Origin of the sequence: Spirosoma endbachense (genome assembly GCF_010233585.1) — a bacterium.
GTDB classification, from domain to species: domain Bacteria; phylum Bacteroidota; class Bacteroidia; order Cytophagales; family Spirosomataceae; genus Spirosoma; species Spirosoma endbachense.
On sequence record NZ_CP045997.1, the window covers coordinates 10,224,759 to 10,245,681 of the forward strand.

At 43.3% G+C, this 20,923-nt stretch carries 17 protein-coding genes and 1 pseudogene; 13 read left to right on the plus strand and 5 right to left on the minus strand.

Annotated elements, in window-relative coordinates; genetic code table 11:
• Nucleotides 1-364: 364 nt before the first annotated feature.
• The gene (locus GJR95_RS41280; protein ID WP_317167038.1) at nucleotides 365-862 is read right to left on the minus strand and encodes a hypothetical protein; all 498 of its coding nucleotides are present in this window, start codon (nucleotides 860-862) and stop codon (nucleotides 365-367) included.
• Nucleotides 863-1,270: 408 nt separating this feature from the next.
• On the opposite strand from GJR95_RS41280, the gene GJR95_RS41285 reads away from it, so the two are divergent.
• The 6 genes from GJR95_RS41285 (at nucleotide 1,271) to GJR95_RS41310 (ending at nucleotide 8,348) form a co-directional block, all read left to right on the plus strand.
• Entirely contained in the window at nucleotides 1,271-1,927 is a 657-nt protein-coding gene (locus tag GJR95_RS41285) for a recombinase family protein (protein ID WP_162391439.1), read from the plus strand.
• 215 nt (nucleotides 1,928-2,142) lie between these two features.
• The gene (locus GJR95_RS41290; RefSeq protein ID WP_162391440.1) at nucleotides 2,143-3,570 is read left to right on the plus strand and encodes an AAA family ATPase; all 1,428 of its coding nucleotides are present in this window, start codon (nucleotides 2,143-2,145) and stop codon (nucleotides 3,568-3,570) included.
• On the plus strand, nucleotides 3,563-5,629 hold the full coding sequence (locus GJR95_RS41295; RefSeq protein ID WP_162391441.1) for a tetratricopeptide repeat protein: 2,067 nt from the start codon (nucleotides 3,563-3,565) through the stop codon (nucleotides 5,627-5,629). The genes GJR95_RS41290 and GJR95_RS41295 overlap by 8 nt, the downstream gene beginning before the upstream one ends.
• Nucleotides 5,630-6,263: 634 nt before the next feature.
• The gene (locus GJR95_RS41300; protein WP_162391442.1) at nucleotides 6,264-7,133 is read left to right on the plus strand and encodes a hypothetical protein; all 870 of its coding nucleotides are present in this window, start codon (nucleotides 6,264-6,266) and stop codon (nucleotides 7,131-7,133) included.
• A 140-nt stretch (nucleotides 7,134-7,273) separates the two neighbouring features.
• Nucleotides 7,274-7,657: a hypothetical protein gene (locus GJR95_RS41305; protein ID WP_162391443.1), complete on the plus strand. Its 384-nt coding sequence runs from the start codon at nucleotides 7,274-7,276 to the stop codon at nucleotides 7,655-7,657.
• A complete protein-coding gene (locus tag GJR95_RS41310) occupies nucleotides 7,650-8,348 on the plus strand; it encodes a recombinase family protein (RefSeq protein WP_162391444.1) in 699 nt (232 codons plus the stop codon). The genes GJR95_RS41305 and GJR95_RS41310 overlap by 8 nt, the downstream gene beginning before the upstream one ends.
• A gap of 1,018 nt (nucleotides 8,349-9,366) precedes the next feature.
• Here the strand turns inward: GJR95_RS41310 and GJR95_RS41315 are convergent.
• Nucleotides 9,367-9,819: a Cif family virulence factor gene (locus tag GJR95_RS41315; RefSeq protein WP_162391445.1), complete on the minus strand. Its 453-nt coding sequence runs from the start codon at nucleotides 9,817-9,819 to the stop codon at nucleotides 9,367-9,369.
• Nucleotides 9,820-10,370: 551 nt separating this feature from the next.
• Between GJR95_RS41315 and GJR95_RS41320 the strand changes: the two genes are divergently transcribed.
• The 3 genes from GJR95_RS41320 to GJR95_RS41330 all read left to right on the plus strand — a co-directional run bounded on the left by GJR95_RS41320 (nucleotide 10,371) and on the right by GJR95_RS41330 (nucleotide 13,065).
• The gene (locus GJR95_RS41320; RefSeq protein ID WP_162391446.1) at nucleotides 10,371-10,679 is read left to right on the plus strand and encodes an energy transducer TonB; all 309 of its coding nucleotides are present in this window, start codon (nucleotides 10,371-10,373) and stop codon (nucleotides 10,677-10,679) included.
• 833 nt (nucleotides 10,680-11,512) lie between these two features.
• Nucleotides 11,513-11,839 (plus strand): antibiotic biosynthesis monooxygenase family protein, encoded by a 327-nt coding sequence (locus GJR95_RS41325; RefSeq protein WP_162391447.1) that lies wholly within the window; start codon nucleotides 11,513-11,515, stop codon nucleotides 11,837-11,839.
• Between the two features lie 263 nt (nucleotides 11,840-12,102).
• Nucleotides 12,103-13,065 carry a hypothetical protein gene (locus GJR95_RS41330; RefSeq protein WP_162391448.1) on the plus strand — a complete coding sequence of 321 codons (963 nt, stop codon included), beginning with the start codon at nucleotides 12,103-12,105 and terminating at the stop codon, nucleotides 13,063-13,065.
• A gap of 215 nt (nucleotides 13,066-13,280) precedes the next feature.
• On the opposite strand, the gene GJR95_RS41335 is transcribed toward GJR95_RS41330, so the two are convergent.
• From GJR95_RS41335 to GJR95_RS43025, 3 genes and pseudogenes are all read right to left on the minus strand, one after another.
• Nucleotides 13,281-13,637: a hypothetical protein gene (locus GJR95_RS41335; protein ID WP_162391449.1), complete on the minus strand. Its 357-nt coding sequence runs from the start codon at nucleotides 13,635-13,637 to the stop codon at nucleotides 13,281-13,283.
• Between the two features lie 195 nt (nucleotides 13,638-13,832).
• Nucleotides 13,833-15,329: an autotransporter outer membrane beta-barrel domain-containing protein gene (locus GJR95_RS41340; RefSeq protein ID WP_162391450.1), complete on the minus strand. Its 1,497-nt coding sequence runs from the start codon at nucleotides 15,327-15,329 to the stop codon at nucleotides 13,833-13,835.
• A 203-nt stretch (nucleotides 15,330-15,532) separates the two neighbouring features.
• Nucleotides 15,533-15,721 (minus strand): annotated as a pseudogene (locus GJR95_RS43025) (IS256 family transposase); the annotation flags it as partial.
• Between the two features lie 446 nt (nucleotides 15,722-16,167).
• Between GJR95_RS43025 and GJR95_RS42640 the strand changes: the two are divergent.
• The 4 genes from GJR95_RS42640 (at nucleotide 16,168) to GJR95_RS41355 (ending at nucleotide 20,617) form a co-directional block, all read left to right on the plus strand.
• Nucleotides 16,168-16,290, plus strand: a complete 123-nt coding sequence (locus tag GJR95_RS42640) for a hypothetical protein (protein WP_262889744.1) — start codon at nucleotides 16,168-16,170, stop codon at nucleotides 16,288-16,290.
• Nucleotides 16,291-16,659: 369 nt separating this feature from the next.
• Nucleotides 16,660-17,199, plus strand: a complete 540-nt coding sequence (locus GJR95_RS41345) for an RNA polymerase sigma factor (RefSeq protein ID WP_162391451.1) — start codon at nucleotides 16,660-16,662, stop codon at nucleotides 17,197-17,199.
• A gap of 612 nt (nucleotides 17,200-17,811) precedes the next feature.
• Entirely contained in the window at nucleotides 17,812-18,096 is a 285-nt protein-coding gene (locus GJR95_RS41350) for a hypothetical protein (protein WP_162391452.1), read from the plus strand.
• Between the two features lie 1,351 nt (nucleotides 18,097-19,447).
• The gene (locus GJR95_RS41355; protein WP_162391453.1) at nucleotides 19,448-20,617 is read left to right on the plus strand and encodes a serine hydrolase domain-containing protein; all 1,170 of its coding nucleotides are present in this window, start codon (nucleotides 19,448-19,450) and stop codon (nucleotides 20,615-20,617) included.
• Nucleotides 20,618-20,923: the final 306 nt, after the last annotated feature.

A 20,923-nucleotide genomic window follows, 5' to 3' on the forward strand; every position in this document is an offset into this window, starting at 1 on the left:
GGTTATCAACTTGTTAGGGCGAAAAAAGCCCAAAAATATGGTTGCTCAACTAGAAGACTTTGCCGACAAATTCCTAACATTGATTCAGTTCATGAATCAAGAACTGGTTTTATAAGAAAGCCCTGATGAACTATGTAAGTGCTCGAAATTCAAATTTTTGCCATCATTTTGGAAACTTACAAAAAACGTTCAGGAAAACGCTTCGATAAGTGAACGACTATTCCAACTACTGATTAGCCAAGCCTATTAACAGCTATGCCTAAAATTGAATTAGGTAGTTTTATATAACATTAGTAGGCTTGCAACTTAGTTATTAGTTGCAAGCCTACTACTTCTTCCATTCATTAAGGGTATTTTGGCCTATTTACTCTGCCACTACTTTTACCTTGGGTTTGCGACCTCGTGGCTTGCCCGTATAAGCAGCTTTTGGACTCCCTTTATCCTGGCTTAACTGAAGTACGAAGGCGGGACTCCCTTCATAATCAAATAAATCAATAACGAATGTGTATTTGTTGGTCGAAAAATCGACCCCGCTTTTCGTTAGAATAAACGACAAGGATAACGTATAGCTTTTGGCCGCTTTTTCGAATTGAAACGTGTCTTGCTGGCTATCAGCGCCTGGAACCAAATAAAGCGATTTAGCTTTGCGTTTCCCGTCCGGCATACCGACTTTGAACTGAGTATTGTCAAAATCAATCCCTAAATCAGCAACCGTTTTAGCCGGAAACACCAATTTGCCAATAGGCGAAATATAGCCCGTTAGGGTTCGATTCTTGGTTTTAGTTGCTTTTTCTGTCTTCGGGCTGGACACTATATTGTCTTGAGGGGAGAAAAAACGAATAGCAATTGATTTCATCATCATGGGGTTAATATATAAAACTGACGACAAAGTTACTGATTAAGAAAGTTCTATCAGCGTTACCTAGTAATGTTGTATAGCTTTCGTTACCTCAATAAGCTTTGTGATGGGGCTGTGACTTCATTACGGACAAGTTATCCTTTGCAAGGCTTGCGTATCACTAGTCCATTTAAAGCACAGTTATGCACTTTTACCTGGCCTGCTTTTCTGCCAATTCTTTATACGGAACATAAAGAGTTGGCAAGCTTTATAGAGCTATTCTTAAACAATGTTGATTCTAATGCTTATAGCTTAAAAGTCATTTTACGTGGCTATGGCGTTTTAAGAACGGTCGTTTGTAAAATGCCATAAATACTATATTTGATGAATCAGACCGTGGAACGTCTACTTTCCAGGTGATAAGAGGGCTTTATGAATTACATCTGTTACTATCGAGTATCGACTAAAGCACAAGGGCGATCAGGGCTTGGACTGAGTGATCAGCAATCCATTGTGAACCGTTACTTACGGAAAGAAGATCAGATTGTAGCGGAGTTTACCGAAATTGAATCCGGTCGAAAGAGCGAACGGCCAAATCTCCAAGAAGCTATCAGGGCTTGTCATCAGTATAAGGCAAAACTCCTTATTGCAAAGCTCGACCGGCTAAGCCGCAATGTCGCTTTTGTAATGACATTGAGGGATTCGGGCGTTGATTTCGTGGCTTGTGATCTGCCGGATGCCAATACATTGACTGTTGGTATGATGGTTACGTTTGCTCAATACGAAGCGGAACGAACTTCTGAGCGTACGCGTGCAGCCTTGGCACAAAAAAAAACCCAAGGTTTTAAGTTGGGTAAGCCGAAAAATCTGACTTTACAGGCCATTCAGAAAGGTAAAGCAATTAGGGTAGCTAATGCGTTAACTCACAAAGCGAATGTACAAGCTACTGAAGTGGCCATATTATACCGGAATAAAGGTATGACCTATGCTGAAATAGCTGACAAGCTGAACCAGACACATTATCAGACCAGGCGGAATAAGCAATTTGACGGGAAAGCCGTTTATCGTCTGCTGAATAAAATATTTTGAAAAATATTTTATTCTCGATACAAGTAACGCCGGAAACGAAGCGGGTGATTGCCGTCCTAATGAACCGTCTCGCATAAAGAAATTTTTCAAGAAGACTTTAAACATGGCTTTCTTTTATACTTTGGTCTAGGCATGCGTATTGAATCTATAAAACCTAGATTAGCGAAAGAGGAGTTAAGTGATAAATACTTATTTTAGTATGCCTCTTCTTACTTATGAATACCTCACAAGTCAATTTTACTAAAGCCCTAGTTTCAGGTGTTGGTTATTGCCTCACTCATGAAGAAACAATTAAAAGATTAATTCCTGGTGCTTCGCTGGCTACAACACTCGGCATGGGATTAATTAATAATCTGGCCCCTGGATGGATGCAGCAGTTTGCGGGGGAACTCGATTATCAGAAGCTACGGGATCAATTCGCTGACCCATTAAAGCTAAATCATGATTTAGAAAACCTACTGCGGGATGCCGCTGTGCGATCCATCCGTTTCATTCGCAACCTTTATCTTGAGCACTTGGGGGATATTCATGATCTTTCGTTTACGGAGACTTATTTCCGTCAAAATCCCTTGAAACGAGCAAAAGAGGTTTTGGATACAATGGAAGGAGATTTAGCGCACTGGATCAAAGAGGAACCTATTCAACAAAATCTTTTGGAAGATCCAGCTCCTTGCCTGGCTAACATCACCAATTACTTGTTCTTGGTTTCAGGTATTGATGAGATGGAAGCTGAATGGCAAGAATTACGCACATTTTTCACCGAAAAACTTCCCATCTGCTTTGAATTAGCTTTTAAGGAAGCTCTTAAAAATGATAAAAATCAGAAAGGATTTAAAGCGTTCCAGATCTGGATACTGACAGATATGCGCCAGTTATTGATTAAAAATGGAGAAGTTCAGGCGAAAATTCTAGCTGAAATCAAAATTCTCAAAACTGGACAGGATGGAAGGTCAACACCAACCCTCAAGACTTATTCAGAAGAAACCGCCGAACTCAAGCAACTTCTGGAACAGAACCATAAGGAAGTGATTCATTTACTCAAAAAAATTATTAGTGTACTTATCCGACGTTCGCACTCACCCGCCATTCCCCATTTCCTTAATAACCTTCCTCCTTTGGGAGTAGATTGTATTGGCCGCGAAACAGAATTAGTGGACTTAAAGGAAAAACTGGTTACTGCCCAAAGGGTTGTTTTACTGAGTGGTTTAGGAGGCTTAGGCAAAACGACTGTAGCAAAACGATATGTGCACCTGCATCAGCACGAATATCGTCATTTAGTCTGGGTCGAATTAAAAGGGTTTGATAGTCCAGATCCTACTCGATTGCCTTTACGTGATGCTTTTGTATTCGATCCAATATTAGCCAAAAATTTGAAGGTTGAGCGGGTAACCGATTTGGAAGAATTCTTCATGATGCTAATGAATGCCTTACGTAATCTGCCTGGCACGAATCTGTTGGTGATTGATAATGCGGGTTTGGATCTTAAACAACGAACCTTACGCGATCAACTACCCAACCCACCAAACTGGCATGTATTAATTACCTCCCGTCAAAACCTACCTGGATTCGACATGGTATCACTCGATAAACTTGGTCCTAAAGCGGCTCGCGAACTATTTAATAAATATTACTCACATGGTTAACCCACCTGATAGTTTAGAAAAGTTGCTGATCGCTATCGATTACCATACGCTGACTATTGAACTAATGGCTAAAACGTTAGCCTATCACCAAGGAAGTTTAACCATTGATGATTTAATTGAGAAATTACAAACTCGTCATTTAAGCGACCCAGATTTAAGAGCGCGACTCGAAACAGAGCACAGCCGAGAAGAAACAGATCTTTATTTCCATCTAATGGTGGCTTTCGATCTGTCAGTTTTGACTGAATCGGAGCTGCAATTACTTCGCCAATTCGCCCTGCTTCCCTCTGCCCCTTATTCTTGGCATTTATTGATTGAATGGTTTAATCTAAGCAACAAGGAAGAACAACATCAACTTCGTGATCGTTTATATACATTGGATCAGAAAGGATGGCTAAAAACCACCGGTAAGCAGACTTACACGCTTCATCGATTGATTCAGCAGGCAATCTATTATCAGTTCCCTCCTAATGGTTCGGATGCTAAAGCCTTAGTTAATTATTTCACGAACATATTAACCAGTGATAATATCTATAGCTATTCAAAAAAGGTATCCATTTTATCGACTGCCTTATTTTTACTCAGTAACTTGCCTTATGATGTAGATTCGAGCAACCATCACGAAAGGCTACGAGATGAATTGGCGGCTACATATAAAATGGCAGGCCAGTATGAGCAAGCCAAACTCCTGCTAGAGCAAGCCTTAGCCGACTATATCCGCATTTATGGGGAAGACCATCCCTCTGTAGCAACCAGTCGGAACAACTTAGGCTTTATATATTGGTCTCTAGGCCAATATGAGCAAGCCAAACTCCTGCTAGAGCAAGCCTTGGCCGACCATATCCGCATTTATGGGGAAGACCATCCCTCTGCAGCAACTACCCGGAACGAGTTAGGCTTTGTATATCGAACTCTAGGCCAATTTGAGCAAGCCAAGATCCTACTGAAGCAAGCCTTGGCCGACCATATCCGCATTTATGGGGAAGACCATCCCTCTGTAGCAAACAGTCGGAACGACTTAGGCCTTGTATATCAAGATCTAGGCCAATTTGAGCAAGCCAAGATCTTAGTGGAGCAAGCTTTGGCCGACCGTATCCGCATTTATGGGGAAGATCATCCCTCTGTAGCAACCAGTCGGAATGACTTAGGCATTATATATCAAGGTCTAGGCCAATATGAGCAAGCCAAGCTCTTGGTAGAGCAAGCCTTAACTGACTATATCCGCATTTATGGTGAAGACCATTACGAGGTGGCAACCACTCGGAGTAACTTAGGCCTTGTATACCGAGATCTAGGCCAGTATGAGCAAGCCAAGCTCCTGCTGGAGCAAGCTTTGGCCGACCGTATCCGCATCTATGGGGAAGACCATCCTTTTGTAGCAACCAATCGGAGCCACATAGGCTCTGTACATTGGGCTCTAGGCCAGTATGAGCAAGCCAAGCTCCTGCTGGAGCAAGCTTTAGCGGTATATATCCGCATTCATGGGGAAAACCACCCATCTGTAGTAACGAGTCGGAGTAACTTAAGCTTGTTATATAAGAAAACAGGCCAATATGAGCAAGCTAAGGGCTTGGTGGAGCAAGCCTTGGCCGACTATATTCGCATTTATGGGGAAGACCATTACGAAGTGGCAACTAGTCGGAATAGCTTAGGCCTTGTATACCGAGATCTAGGCCAGTATGAGCAAGCCAAGATCTTGGTGGAGCAAGCCTTAACCGACTTAATCCGTATTTATGGTGAAAATCATCCATCTGTAACAACCACTCGGAATAGTTTAGGCCTTATATATCAAGATCTGGGCCAATTTGAGCAAGCTATGCTTCTACTAGAGCAAGCTTTGGCCGACTCAATCCACATTTATGGTGAAAATCATCCCTATGTGGCAACCAGTCGGAGAAACTTAGGCCTTGTATATCAAGATCTAGGCCAGTATGAGCAAGCCAAGCTCTTGCTGGAGCAAGCCTTGGCCGACCGTATCCGCATCTATGGGGAAGACCATCCTGACGTGGTAACGATTCAAAGCAACTTAGGCCTATTATATAAAAATCTAAGTCACTAAGAGCAAGCGAAGCACTTGCTGACTACATTTAGCTATAAGGAAAATCGTCCCAATCATGAGTAGGACGCATTTAATTTTAATCTACTGAAATATAAATAAGCGTAACTATGCTATTGAACTTATAAATTAGGCTTTTAATACAATTATTTACTTATTAGGAAATGAACCTCCTAAAACAAAGAAAATCAAAATTTGGCAGGTTAAAACAATAGGCCCTGAAGAGTAAGAAATGTATTTTTAGAGGGTAGTTATGCTGAAAATTTCATTCTTTGTAAGAAACATGAGTCTCACAAACTTAGAGGTATTGCTGAAAATGAGATATTGAATCACGAGATAACAATTTGAGATAGAGTGTAGACAAATTTAAGACAAACGGATAAATGTCGTCAACTATCGCGTAAAATGGGCGTGGCTGTTGCACAACCCCCAGTCGGGGTCTAATCAGCTCGATTTGAGTTCAGGATGCTCTATAATTTACTAGGATAGACACTTCAGTGGCAGTCTTTTTGACCTTAACTGAGTTGTGCAACAGCCACGGGCGTTTTATGAGACAGAGTCTGGTGATGATATAGGGAGTACTATGATATTGGATAATAATATGATTTAAAAGTTTTCTTACTAACGAAAAATTAACATGGAAGCTGTCAATGGTATAATGTACGAAAAATTGATGCTTGGTGATATTATCTTTGTCTCCGCAAACAAAGGTATTGGTTCAATTATAAATAAGATTGGTCAGATAATTATATTTCATCAAAAGCCAAAAGATAGTTTTATACCAACGCATGTTGCTATAGCAACTGGATTAGGTTATAATATTTTACACGCTACGAAAGGTTCTATTAAACATAAAGGAGGTTCTACTGAACGTAAAGGTGTTCATTACTCATCTTTGATGGAATTTATAAATGACAAAGGTTATTCTGCTAATATACTTATCTATAGAAATATAAATTTGGAAGATTTATTAAAAGATGATACTAACAGAAAAGTGTATAATGATAAGCTAAAAAAATATTGGGGTAAAAAATATAGTACTTTAGGAACCGTAATTAGAAGATCTATTAAAGGAAGATTATATTGTTCTGAGTTGGCAATGGAATTTTTAAAATCTCTGGAAGTTGTTAGCCAAACAATTAGTTCCGCAAAAACTTACCCGATTCAATTGTTAGATATTTGCCAAAAAAGTAATGAGTGGCGTTTGGCAAATCCAGACTTTTCTAATTTATTAAATATAAGATCATACGAAGAGCGTTATCAGAATGCAATGAAGAGTAAAGATTCTGTAATGATAAACCATTATCAAACCGCGTTAGAAAGATGTAAAAAGCAAGTTGATACGATGATAGATGAAGATATATCATCAGCAAAATTCTTTAATAGTGGTGGAGACATGGATCTTATAATTAAAACCCTAGAAGACACAATAAAAAGAGAAACTGAGTCATTGAAAGATATAATTAGAGTGCTAAAGAAAAAGCATGACGATTTATTAAATAATTAGGGGTAACAAACCTGCAATGGTCGTTCCTGGTTTGTTACCCCTACACAATGTGGTATTCTGTTTGGTGGTCAGCAGTTTTACAGTCGTTAAATGCTCGTTTAACGACTGTAAAATCAAGCCAAAACCGGTAAGTTTGGGCCATGAATCCGCGCATCCGACTCGACGACCTGCTCCACTCGCCTTACAAAGAACACATTCAGACCCTGGTCCTCCACTGGGTCCGGGCTGAGTTACCTGCCCATGGGCTGACTTATGTAGATTATACCCGAACAGTCAGTACTCTGCTGTTGACGACTCAAAGTCCTGACTTGACCAGTATGATTGTCCAGGCCGTGCTGGCCCAGGCTACCGCCCTGCATAAAACGTCGGAATGGGTCGACCAGGAACTCAAGTTTGAAGGCATGATCCACGGCGTGGATCGCCAGGACTTCCTGCGACTCGAACTCAGCCAGGCCACTACCATCGATGATCGCCTGCTAGATACCTACAATGAACGCGTTAACCGATTCCAGGCGAATGGCTAAAAAATTAACTGGAACCGTGGCCAACACGGACCTGACCAAATATGTCGCGTACTACCGCGTATCCACTCGGGCGCAGGGGGATTCCGGCTTAGGCCTGGAGGCCCAACGCTCAGCAGTGGCTCACTTCGTTAAAGGAGCCATTGTGGCCGAGTTTACCGAGATTGAGTCCGGCAAGAAGAACCAACGGGTTCAGCTAGCTGCAGCCATCGATCGGGCCAAGAAAGAAAGCGCGATTTTAGTTATTGCCAAGCTCGATCGACTCAGCCGTAATGCCTCCTTTATCTTTACGCTACGAGATTCAGGGGTAAATTTTCAATGTGTCGATATGCCGGATGCCAACACGTTGACCATTGGCATCTTTGCTACCCTGGCTCAGCATGAACGCGAGCTCATCAGCAGCCGAACCAAAGCCGCCCTACAGGCCAAGATCGCTCAGGGCGCTCGGCTTGGCAAACCCGAGAACCTAACCGCCGAGGCACAGGTCAAGGGCGTAACGGGGAATGTAAAGCGGGCAGTTGCCAATGAGAATAACCGGCGGGCTACCTCGATGGCCGATATGATGTACCGCAATGGCAAGAACTATTCGCAGATCGCTCATGAGCTCAACCGGGCCGGGTTTCGGACGGCTATGGGCTATGAATTTCAGGCAACCCAAGTCGTACGATTACTGAAACGAGTCGCCCAAACGTAACAAAAACGAAAACCCCATGGGTTGAACCGATGGGGTTGGCGAAACGTAACAAATCTAAAACGTCAATGGAAGCCTTTTATTGTGTACTCTGAAACAGGAGAGGCCTTATTTAGCACTTAATCCTGTAGCTCCCTTGGTGAGTTGGAGCCAGCCCAACCGGAATGAGAAGTCTGCAGCCGACAAGCTTGACTTCCCCTTATTCCAGCCAGCTTAGCCGTTGTTCAGCTGGTAATAAAAAGGCGAGGAAAGTACCGTCAAACAGGCCCCCAAAGCCTCAGTTTCAGTAGACCCATTTTCACGCGTAGATGGACCGATCGCCCACAAAAAAAGCTCCCACTTACCTGGGGAGCTTACGGCCTGGGAGGGAGCCAGCTTAGCGGGTCCGCATCCGGTAAATCGTCCGACCACGCAGACCAACCAATGGACCACCGACCTCAATGATCCGTGGGCGAGGGGGGCGATTAATATGCATTAGATTCGTTTTCATCGTCTTTGTTGTTTGTGAATGATGACACAAAGATGCGGGGTAATCGACTGAGCAGACAACTGTAAATTGATAAAGCGTCGAATTCAGGGGATAAACCACCAAAAATTGGCCATAACTGGTCAATAGGTTCGATTTAACTATTCGAAGGAATAGCACAAAAAATCTCCCATTTACAGTATAAAATGAAGATATAGGACTTTTACAGGAGGCCAAAAAGAAAGCCAGACGACTTAAAAGTCACCTGGCTTTTGACTAGCTCTGTGTGCAACTCTACTCCCGCGTTTCAAGCGAGCGTAGGCTACTTCGAGCTAAATACATCTTTAGAGCTAAGCTGGGGAGGATTGTTTGACGGAATGGCTGATTTTAGCCCATTTAGAAAATATAGCCGTTTATTTTCCAAATGAAGTCTTCATTGCCCTCTGTCCAACTCAATCAGTAGCATACGGCACGTAGCCTACGGAAATAGCTTGACAGATTGTCAAGCTATTTTAGGGTAATACCAACTGACAACTTATTTTCAGGATTAGACAGTCAAGGGGCTTTCTCAGGTATCCAGAAATTACCAATCAACCTCCAGCGGGAATTTTCTTTCTCTAAATAGCCCGCCTTATGAGAAGTGCTTATGGTTCCATCTGGTTTAGTGTAGGTTTCAATGTAGGTTACAAACGCGACATTACCCACAATTCGGTAGCGATAAGCCTTGGTCGTCAGTTTATCTGGGCTTTTCTGGGCGTTGGCAAACTCTTTTCGGTAAGCAGCCGCTACCGCATCATAGCCCCGTTGGTAACCTGGCTCGCTAAAAGCAGTAGCCACGTAGGGAGAGTGAGCGTAGTAGCTCACCGCTTTTTCAACATCGGCATCCAAACAGGCTAATGAATGGCCTTCCAAAACGGCTCGAATAGCAAGTTCATCCGTTTTTCGCTGGGCAAACCCTGTAGCTAAAAGGGTTATACAAAAAGAAAAAAGTAAAAATAGCTTTTTCATCGTGTTCGGCTAAAGAGTATAAGTGCAGGGCTATAATCTGATTATTATTCGATTCTATTTGAAATAGAAGAAGGCCACAATTACCAAAATAAGTGTTACAAGTGATCCAATCTGACGCCTTCTCACTTCTTCGACAGTTTCCGGTTTAGGTGTAAAATGATAAATTAATGCCCATAATACAATTAACCCTAAAAGGATATATTGTATAAAATGTAATTTGGCAGGTAAATTACCGGTTGTGACAATTAGAACAGCTAACCCGTAAAATATCAGACTTGAAGTCTTCTTATTTTGTACTAATTGTGAGATAAAATTCATCATTACGTGGGGTTTGAAAAGGTTTTATCAGTGCTTATCTGTAAACAAGGCTGCGTAAGTATAAACGATTCTTCTCGAAAGACATAGCCTTATCTCACGGCTCCCCCTGATGGTCGGTTTACACTTTCGACTGGCTTCTAACCTAGCTCTGGTCGTTAGGCTTTTTTGTTCGTATTCCCGTAATGCTTTATCATTACAGCCGCCTTACATTTAGCCAATTATACAACAGCACAATGACACCTTCTCAATCCAACACAGGGGCTATTAACCCTGTCTTTCCTGGTGGGGCCTTAGCCTTACAACGTTTTGTGGATCAGACAAAACAACCTGTTTCTCCCCCAGCTAGTGAGACCGTGTTTGTTGAATTTGTCGTTAATGTCGACGGGTCGGTTAGCGACTATACGGTTTTAAAAGGAGCCGGTATGGAAGCGGATCTAGAAGCCGTACGCATTGTATCCATTATGCCCGAGTGGACACCAGGCACGATTGATGGAGAACCAGCCCGGTTTAAGTTTGTCTTGCCAATTCCCTTCAAAGACTAACATATTGCCACTTGTGCGATTCGTTCCCCCTAAATGATTAGCAAAATCAGGGACGGGTGGCAAAGCGGGGAAACCCCTTTGACAACTGAGTATTCGTGAGGGTGTGAGTCCCTCTCTCCCGGTGCAGGAGTAACAGCATCATCCCTACGGTAGCGACTGGTCCTCAATCCGTAAAGCGGGATGAAAAGGCGGTAACTAGGAACCCAACCTGGAATCCCCGTCGAGCAAGAGACTATGGATAGCGAAAGCGAAGATGTGAGTAAAACTGTCGTTAATATGGAACAGCCAACGTGGGTTTATGGGCTGTGGCCAAAATGGCAAGGATAAAGGGCTGGCGATAAGTGGGCGACCAGTATGCATTCCCGACAAACCCGGCAGATAGTATCATCCTAAGGTCTCCAGTACGAATACTTGGAACGGAGTAACCCTTTACCGGCTCTGGGTCGTCAAAGCGGCCAAGTAGGTGCCAACCGCAAGCCAGTTCAGGGTGGGATTGCCTAAGAAGCAAAAGCCCAGTTGTAATGGCTGGGATAGGCTGACGTAGGCACGGTGAGTTGGAGTGACTAGGCGTTAGTAGCCGTGTATATGGCTAAAATCACAGGGGCAGCCCTGATGATGGACTGTAAGAACTCCGGTTCTTTGAGCGGCAAACACACATAGTCAAAGTCTGGCGAAATACCCTGAACTTAGGGTGTCGAACCGGATGTAGGTGACAACTACTAACCCACTGAGGAGCTGTGTGCCGCGAAAGTGGCACGCACGGTTTTGAAGACCAGCGGGACCGGGGACAGTCTCGCTGAGTTTAACATACAACAGAAAAAGCACGTACAGCTATGCTTACTATTTCAGCAGAAAATCAATTTCTAACTCTCATCAATGTCTTCACGGTTGAGTCTACTCAGCAGCAACGATTGGTCGATTTGTTGATTTTGGCGACCGAAACCAGCGTTCAACAAATCGCTGGTTTTGTAGGAGCTAGTCTACATCGGAGTACGGATGGTACAAAAGTAACCATGTATGCCCAATGGCGAAGTAGAGAGGATTACGAGCGAATGCGAGCCAACCCGACAGCATCTCCTTACTTAGATGAAGCGCTTACATTCGCTCAATTTGCACCAGGCATGTATGAAGTGGTGAAAGTATTCAATAACCCGCACTAAATTAGGTTATTAAATTATTTGTATAGGGTGTCTATACTAATGGCATCGACCTTTGTAGAATTAATTCCTTTACATTATCGTAGTGGCTGTTGCAAAAGTCTATACTAGCCTGAATTTCCTTTTTCAACTTCATGTTTTCGAGGCAAAATTGGGTCGAACATCGCGCATTGATTGAGTTGATCTAACCACTTTTTGACTTTTGCAACAGCCACTAGTACTTATAAAACAAGTTTACACAGCCTTTTAAAGTTGGAAATTGTCTTATGAAGAAATACTTGTTTCTGGTTCTTACCGCCTTAATTACTCATTTAAGCTCCGCACAAGTCCGTTCATTTCGGAAGCAAATTGACAAAAAGAAATGGGTTCCTTTTAGCTGGTTCGGTGATACGCTCGGTGGACGACGGTTTGATAAGTTGGCGATCTTCATCACGGGTCAATTAGGTAATGCATCTACCCCCTTCAACCTCCAATTCGACACAGGCTCTAATGTGAGCGTTTTAAAGGGCAATACGCTAGAATCATTGAAACAGCAGCAAGCTAACCAATATGCGTTCCTGCCTGATTTAAGCGACAAGACCAAAGAAGGTTTTCAATCAGTTAGTCTAAAAATGCTTCCTGAGGGACCCACCTTGACTAACGTATGGATTGATAATAAATATGGCGAAGCGATTGATTCCACTTCCCTGACCACTAAGGAAGCGCTACCAATTGGCTCTTGGGGAGCGGATATCTGCGAGAATCGAATTTTGATCTTAGATTTTGCCAAACAGCAGATTGCATTACTTGATGCATTACCGGAGAAAACTCAGCGTCAAATTGACTTCGTTCCCATCGAAATCAAGAATCATCGGCCTCATGTACCCGTCACAATTAATGGTAAGCAGTATTATTTACTCTATGATTCCGGGGCAAGTCTATTTCCCATTATGACGGTCAAGAAGTATTGGGATGTCATCAACCCAGTAGCGGTTACGGATACAATTAAACGCGTGTCAACGTGGGGGAAATATTCGGATGTTTATGGCGCTCCCATGCGATCAGAAGTTCGTTTAGGACACACAACACTTACTCCTAAAGTGATCTATTACCATCCAGATCCTTACAAGCATCACGAGCCTATTTTTGATAAAGCGGGGGTAATAGGTAGTGTTGGCAACAGTTATTTTTTAGATCGGATTGTGGTCATTGATTTCAAGACTAAGCACTTCGGTTTAGTGAAAGAGTAATTGTTCTATTTCAAGATATTTAGTAAGGTTTCATTTTCTGTGAATCTTATTTTAATTTCTTTACATAAGTGTAGTGGCTGTTGCAAAAGTCGATGGTAAGCTAAGAGAGACCTTCCTTGTTATTTCTAGGCTGAAACAAGTTAACAGTAATCACGACTACTTGACCTAATGCTCATCAAATGGAGTTCTGCAATAACCACTGGCTATGAAGTAGGCTAGTCGAAATGGCTGGCTTTTAACCGACGCTGTATCCGCTTGGGCAAAGCATTCCCCAGTTGATATTCATTGAGCAGAACCTCCTCTCGATGCCGCCGAAACCGAATTTGTCGAATGATGCCAAAGCCTGTTGTTATTCCCCCAACTCCTAGGATTGGTAAGGCAAAGACACTAGCTGCTACATAACATCCGCCTACCATGGTAAAGGTTTTTCCCGACGATCGTTTATCGGCAAACAGGGCCTGGATGGCTACTATAGTATCCTGTCTGGAATAGGGTTTAGTCGGTAACTCCGGCAAGGCATATATCCTGGCAAAAGCCGAGCAGAAGAGAAGTAGGAGAATAGATCTTTTCATAAGAAATTATTTTAGAAACAGGTTCTTGACTGCGCTACTGGCCCTTTGGTTGCAAAAGCCTGAACCGGCCTGTCAATGAGCCTTTTGGCATCCGTTTTCTGACCCTAAATTAGTAAAAAATAGTGGCTTATACTCGACTCACGGAGTGACCTGTTTACTTTGGCAATCGCGCAGTCGTCATGTTCAGCAATTGCGTCATTTTTTGTCCAGTAATTGCTTGACCAATCGTTTCAACTCATCAATCTCCGTTTGCTGTTTTTGGTTGACCTGCTGCTGCTGGTGCAGGTCCCGTTTTTGATATTCTTTATCCTTTTCCTGTTGAATGCTGTACAGGGTCAGCTCCTCCACTTTTTCCAATAAGATAGCATTCATCCTCACCAGATCAATCCCTTCTCGAACCACTTGCTCTGCTGAGGGTACACCCGGCAAATGACCATGCACCCCAATGTACGTGGCAACGCTGGTAAGTGGCCTCAGTTGATAGGTCGGTGTAAACACATTATCACTCCATTCAGTAGGACTATTGATGCGGAGCTGATAACGGGCTTTGACAACATCACCCTGCTCATTGACGGTTAAGAATTGGTCGGTTGTCTGCCTTGGCTTACTTTGGCTGGTGAGATTGGTTAAACGCAACCCACTGGCACCCGCTGACTCACTGACGACTTCTAAGCGAGCTGTAGGCGCTGAGGTGCCAATGCCCACATTGACCCCATTGCCTAGGATCAGGGCATTGCTTACGGCAACTCGAGAATTGGCACCAATAGCCGTAGCATTGTTTAAGCCCTCTTCAGCCTGGCTATTATAACCCATCAATACATTATCATCCGAGGTGGTGATCGTTATACCTGACTGGGGGCCGATGATGATATTGTGACTGCCGGTGGTGACTTTGAGGCCTGCCTGCTGGCCCACAAAGGTGTTGCCCGTACCGGTAGTGTTGGCTACCCCAGCCTCACTTCCCACATAGGTATTATTGTCCGCGTTCTCATTGACTCGACCCGCTCGCCAGCCCAGAAAGGTATTACTGCTGCCGTTGTTGGCATAGCCTGCCCGGTAACCCAGGAAGGCATTGTTGATGCCCGTGATATTGGAGTAGCCCGCTTCGTTACCTACAAATGTGTTAAAGTCGGCCCAACTGGAATAGCCTGCAAGACTGCCAACATACACATTACCGCTTCCGGTGCCGAAATGCCCGGCACCGGCCTGAGTGCCCACAAAAACGTTGCCACTTCCAGATTGGTTGGCATAGCCAGCATTAGAGCCGATGTAAACATTATCACTCTTCTGGCTAGAATAGCCCGCATAGCTACCTAGAAAGGCATTATTTGTACCGGTTGTATTGTAGCCCGCATGACTACCTATAATTGCATTTGAGTAGCCTGTATCATTCCAATAACCTGCAAAACTGCCCAGGAAGGTATTATCATAACCCGTTTTATTCGAATACCCCGCACTACTACCTGTCAAGGAATTATCATGACCCGTTGTATTCAACCTGCCTGCCGAATTGCCCAAAAAGGTATTTTGGATGCCCGACATGGTTGAATTGCCCGCAGAAACACCTACCAATGTATTGTAGATGGCCGGAGTAGCTGAGTTAGGCGTGGTAGCTACATAATTATAAAGTTGAGCCTTGACTAAAAGAGCGCTACTTAGTACTAGAAACAGAAGCGAGAAGAGGTGTTTCATGATCGTGATTTTGATTGTATGGCTGACAAAGGGACATCTGTACGGGTATGTAGCCTGGAAAGTAGTACTCAGTCTGGCTAAAATTAGATTAAATAACTATCGTAACTCATTGAAAATGTGAGCTATTTAGTTATCGGCATCATGCTAGTAGCACTGGTTGGTCGGCTACCAACGGGAATGTTCAATGAAGTGTGTCATTCACTTTAGACCTTCAAGTATGGCTTGACCCGTTCGCCAAATAAGATGACTAATTGGTGTACCGTCAGCGACCAATTCGCTAAGGGCATCGTCCAGCTTTCAATAATTCGTTGGTCGGTCAGGTAAAGAATTTTCACTAGCGCAGCCTCCGAAGGGAAAGCCCCCTTCGATTTAGTTATACACCGAATTTGACGCAGGGCGGCCCTTTAGGTTTGAGGGCTGGTAAGAAACCAAGATTTGTTGGGCGTAGTAAGCATAGCCCAACAATTTATAGTTATAAACCGATTTTTGCTGTAGATCAATCAATTATCAAAAAGGGTATCAGTAAATCGGCAATAAAAACAGCTATTCCAATCAAGTAGGGTTGTTCTGCCTATCAGTAAGGACATTCTAATTGACACACACTTACTAAAGCGCTGATAATCAGGCTTTACCTATAGATGGGGAGTGGCCACCATTCGTACGAAATGTTCCATCATTACCAAGAACCAATGTGCCCGTGATAACCAGCAATGCTACTGGTCATTTTGTTTTATAGCCTGTTTATCGATTCAATCAGTGCTTATACTTACTATATTGTAACAAATAAATCTTATTTGCTCGAAGAGGGTACTGTCAACTACAACCAACCAGTAAGACCATGGACCGCAAAACCCTGGAACGGAAGAAGCGTCGGATAGAAGGCCTCACCAATGCCAATCTGATTGTCATGCAAGTCCTCAGCCCGCAATTTTCAGCCTCCCAGTCGAAAGCCCTGGAGTAATACCGAACCAGCCGGGCTATGATAGCTGAGTATGACCGGGTTCTAAAAGAACTTGGAAGGTTATAATTTTTTAGATGATTATATACACCGGTATTTGTCTATAAAGTAAAAAGGTTAACCTACCATATAATAAATTTAAATTACTGCTGAATACGGAACATAGTTTCGTGAATTATAAATTAATTTAACAACTAACTGCCCCTAGTGTAAATAAATCTACATACGATTAAGTTAGTTTTAAGTATACCGCCCTTTTGCTGGCCATTTTATAATGCCTCTCTCTACAGCCTTAATTATGTAGGGATTAGCTCGCTGCGGCATTAAGTTCTAGTTTTGTTGCCCCACCGCTCCTAAACTGCCTAAATCCTTATGTTTAAACCGTTTAAAAGTTCAACGCCAACTCGTAAGCGCGAACAAACTATAGGGGAAACAGGCGATTTTGAAACGCTATATACACAGTATGCGGAGAAGGTCTATCAGAAGTGCCTGTCGATGACCAAAGACAGTGAAGCCGCTCAGGATTTTACCCAGGAGATCTTTATCCGGGTTTTCAGCAAATTAGATACCTTTCAACAGAAGTCGGCTCCGTCAACCTGGCTTTACTCGATTGCGCATAATTACTGTCTGGATCAAATTCGAATCGGTAAACGGATGAATTGGCAGGCGCTTCCGGAAGGGGTGGAATTAGCAGAGGAATCAGTCGTTTCTGTCGAGGATCAGCTCCAGGTTATGGAACAGTTATTAGATACGTTACCGGTTGAGGAAGCGAGCCTACTGCGGCTTAAGTACGAACAGGGACTGTCCATTAGCCAGATTAGCCAGCAGCTTAATCTAAATGAAAGTGCCATTAAGATGCGGCTCAAGCGTTCCAGAGATAAATTAAATCAGCTGTTTTGTCAACAGGGTTAGTAAGCAACCTCAGCGTAGTGCTAGTATATAGGGGTACGATTTGGCAGAATTATCTGAAAAATTAAAAAAATAGTCACTTTGTGTGACCTTGTGTCATTTTCAACGTCTACAAGAAAATAGCACTAAAATGGGCAGACTACCGGTAGTCTGCCCATTTTCTTTTACGCTGGATACCAAAAGGCTGCTTATTTACATAGCCAGTAAAGAGCCTAGTATAGAGGTTTCGTAGCGGTTGTGCGAGACGGTTACTTCACTGTCAGAATATGGGGACACATGAGATTATACAGTTGAGTGGCCCCATACAGAACCACCCTATATTCTGACACTTCATAAAGAGCCTTGGCTGCTAGGGCTTTTTATAGCTACCAAGGATTGCTACGATTAGACATAAGGCTTGTTTCATTTTGGTAGGTTATATTTCTTAGTTTTAACTATTTCACCTTGCCAAGGTGCCCTGACCTCTAAGATACCGTTTCTCCCACCGATACCTCATCTCATTTTCCAACCTACCACGCCCGATGAGCTGAGTGGGTTGGGCGGGGTTTCTTTTGTAGTATTATAGAAAGCGATTCGTGCTTCATCGTACCTTTAGGTAAATTAACCAAGCAGGCAATGAAACCCAACAATCTGGCTCTCACCAAAGAATACCTGAAGGCGTTAATCATCCCCTCCTCAGCTAACCCGTACCCGGATGTGGTTACCCGCAAAGCAGGCATTGATTTCAAAGCCAGTGAGCTACACCTTATCAGAAACATGGTGTTTTCGTTGCTGAGTGGCCAGCCCTCCTTTGAGGATGATATCCTTCTAATGGCAACACTAACTGATTGGAACCTAAATAAACTGGCAATACTTAATTGGCCCTTGTTGGTTGAGCTGATTGATAAACGAGTTCAATAAAAAAGCCCGATCCGCAATAGTTGGGCTAGTATTATCGTGGCAGGGGTCGAACAGCCTCGGCCGCCCGCCTGAGTCCTCCGGCAAACTTTGGCGCTCTACTAAGCGCCAGGACAACATGGCTCCTGTGATAGGACAAAGCATTAGAGAGATTATTCCTTAAATGGGTATTAATGAAAACGCCCGCTCTCATCGAAACCGGGCGTTCGCCTTTATCCACCCTTTATAGGCTGTTTACACCCAGAAAGGGCTGTACCCAGTGCTGGATACAGACGCTCTAATAAGTAATTAATCAGAGGTTTATACCCATCGGAAGTTAATGCCTTTAGCCGAACGTATCCCACATACGTTGGTCATTTCTCCCAGTTGGAAGGTTTATAAACACCAGCCCCGTTTCATAAATGCCTGACTTTTAACCGTACAATTGTATAGTGCCCCTAGTGCGTGGCGTGCTCTACCGAGAGAAACCGGAACCGGAAATCAGAACTAAAAACAATAAACTACTGATATATAAGCTATTATCCCAAAAACGTGTGAAAAACAGCCAAAAAAAACGTTGCAAATCTGCTACGCGTTTACCCTGCTAGTGTGTTGATTACCAATCAGATTGCACCTGAAAAGGTCAACAAATAAACAATTATTCATGTATTGACCTTTTGAGCTAGGATGGCGCATATTTTCAGAAAAACTCATCTCGTTGAGTGAATTTTCTGCCCAGCTTATTGTAACCGATAACCCAAGCCCTTCTTCCGCCTAAACCGGGCGGTTGAGTTCGGATCATAAAAAGAATGAATGCTTTCTCCTATTGCTTCAGCGGTCGAATCAAACACGGGTTAATCCGGCTCCATTCACCTAAATTGTTATAGAACAGTAGTAGAGCCAAAGCCCTATCAGAAGGTCTACCACTGACGGCGACCAATAAGCCTGAAGTACCTTGATAACCATCTCAAGGCTTTTTTCCCTAAGTGGCGTTATCGTCAAAGCGCCCGACGCTTGAATCGGGCTGGCTTGCGAACCCTATAGGGCGACCTTTTCAGGCCGCTCAGGCCTTTAGATTTGTCCCCTGTAAATATTCCAAAGTAAGATATTCTTGGAATCGTACAGCAGCTCAAATCTAAAGGCCGAAGCGATAATGACGCGTTTTGTGTTTATTTCAGTTTGGGTCGCTGAAGCGGACGCAATTGAAAAGATTTCAATTCGGACTGCCACCTTTTGAAAAAAAAGCATCATGATTGGTATGAATAAGGCCACGGAGAATTTCTGGGCAACCACCAACAGGTGAAACTAAACACCGAACTCTTACCATACCAAGTATAGCATGATAACACGACCCGGGAGGCTAGTAAAGCTCTCAATGACAGTATTTTGCCTGATAACCAGCTTAGAGAAAGTTGAAGCACAACTGAAGTACGCTGCGATCGATACGACGATCCGTGCGTTCATGATTGACCGAAAAATTCCAGGTTTTATCGCCGGTATTGTGAATGAGAAAGGAATTGAATGGTCTAATGCCTATGGGTTAGCTGACCTCTCTAGCAACATCCCCATGAACATGGACGGTATTATGAACATTGGTTCAGTGTCCAAGACCTTTACAACAATGGCTGCCATGCAGTTGTGGGAGAAAGGTTTATTAGATTTAAATGCGGACGTTAATCGCTACCTGGACGTCAAAATCGTCAATCCGATGCATTCGACGAAGCCTATTACGGTATTTCAGATTTTAACCCATACATCCTCCATTTGTGATGGAAAAGCCTATGCCGCCAGCTACGCCTGTGGTGACCCTCAACAATCGTTAAATAATTGGGTCCGAGAAACATTGGTTGCCGGTGGGCGGTACTACAATGGTGGTGACAATTTTACAGCCAGCGCTCCAGGTCAGGAACAAAAATACGCAAACATGCCATTCGGATTGCTCGGATTGATCATTGAAAAAATAGCCCAACAACCTTTTAATATCTATTGTAAACACAACATTTTTCTCCCACTGGGGATGGAAAATACGGGTTGGTTTCTCCAGGAGATCGATCGAAGTAGACATATTACTCCATACGCTTATGTCACGGAAGAAGATAAGGCCGAGCTGCTGGCAAACCGAAGGCTGTATTCAGACCAAGCTGAATTCAAGCTCGGTACGTTTGTTCCAAACTGCCTTTATAGTTTTCCCAATTACCCCGATGGCCTACTTCATACCAGTGTTAGGGAGCTTTCTTTTTACGTGGTAGCTCTATTGAATGGAGGCGAACTAAACGGCAAGCGGATCCTGAAAAAACAAACGGTGGAAAAGATGTTGTCGTTACAGCTTGCCGATAATACACACCAGGGCCTAACCTGGCATACGCGGGCTTTGTCGGACGGAACCAATCTCTGGGGGCACAGTGGTGGCGATCCGGGTATTACTACTTTTCTTTTCTTCAATCCAATCGACAAAATTGGCGTAATCACCTTTCAAAATGCGGCTACTGGAGGCACTTTTCCTCTGATTGTAAACAAGTTGTACAATCTGGCTAAACCCAACTAAACGAACCGGTAGATAAACCGGGTTGTTTGCACGGACCGTCTATATCCTTAAGTAGTTGTTCATACCGGAAAGAATCGAAATAAGGAGTCGTTCAAAATTAAACCTGACTCCTTTGTTAATTTGTCGTTTGAAACGCCCCATTTTTGAAGCAGACGAATGAAGATTTTATCGTCTCAAGAAGGAGCATTTCTTGAGATTTGCAACTCATTATGATGTAAGAAAAATTGTCGCTCTGCCAGGTCGCTGTAATGAAAATCGTGGTTAATCGTCTTTAGTTAACATTCGCTAACGGTTACTCACTTGAAA

Coding starts and splice junctions, on each gene's coding strand:
- GJR95_RS41280 (WP_317167038.1), bottom strand. CDS start 862: ATGATGATGAAATCAATTGCTATTCGTTTTTTCTCCCCTCAAGACAAT.
- GJR95_RS41285 (WP_162391439.1), top strand. CDS start 1,271: ATGAATTACATCTGTTACTATCGAGTATCGACTAAAGCACAAGGGCGA.
- GJR95_RS41290 (WP_162391440.1), top strand. CDS start 2,143: ATGAATACCTCACAAGTCAATTTTACTAAAGCCCTAGTTTCAGGTGTT.
- GJR95_RS41295 (WP_162391441.1), top strand. CDS start 3,563: ATGGTTAACCCACCTGATAGTTTAGAAAAGTTGCTGATCGCTATCGAT.
- GJR95_RS41300 (WP_162391442.1), top strand. CDS start 6,264: ATGGAAGCTGTCAATGGTATAATGTACGAAAAATTGATGCTTGGTGAT.
- GJR95_RS41305 (WP_162391443.1), top strand. CDS start 7,274: ATGAATCCGCGCATCCGACTCGACGACCTGCTCCACTCGCCTTACAAA.
- GJR95_RS41310 (WP_162391444.1), top strand. CDS start 7,650: ATGGCTAAAAAATTAACTGGAACCGTGGCCAACACGGACCTGACCAAA.
- GJR95_RS41315 (WP_162391445.1), bottom strand. CDS start 9,819: ATGAAAAAGCTATTTTTACTTTTTTCTTTTTGTATAACCCTTTTAGCT.
- GJR95_RS41320 (WP_162391446.1), top strand. CDS start 10,371: ATGACACCTTCTCAATCCAACACAGGGGCTATTAACCCTGTCTTTCCT.
- GJR95_RS41325 (WP_162391447.1), top strand. CDS start 11,513: ATGCTTACTATTTCAGCAGAAAATCAATTTCTAACTCTCATCAATGTC.
- GJR95_RS41330 (WP_162391448.1), top strand. CDS start 12,103: ATGAAGAAATACTTGTTTCTGGTTCTTACCGCCTTAATTACTCATTTA.
- GJR95_RS41335 (WP_162391449.1), bottom strand. CDS start 13,637: ATGAAAAGATCTATTCTCCTACTTCTCTTCTGCTCGGCTTTTGCCAGG.
- GJR95_RS41340 (WP_162391450.1), bottom strand. CDS start 15,329: ATGAAACACCTCTTCTCGCTTCTGTTTCTAGTACTAAGTAGCGCTCTT.
- GJR95_RS42640 (WP_262889744.1), top strand. CDS start 16,168: ATGGACCGCAAAACCCTGGAACGGAAGAAGCGTCGGATAGAAGGCCTC.
- GJR95_RS41345 (WP_162391451.1), top strand. CDS start 16,660: ATGTTTAAACCGTTTAAAAGTTCAACGCCAACTCGTAAGCGCGAACAA.
- GJR95_RS41350 (WP_162391452.1), top strand. CDS start 17,812: ATGAAACCCAACAATCTGGCTCTCACCAAAGAATACCTGAAGGCGTTA.
- GJR95_RS41355 (WP_162391453.1), top strand. CDS start 19,448: ATGACAGTATTTTGCCTGATAACCAGCTTAGAGAAAGTTGAAGCACAA.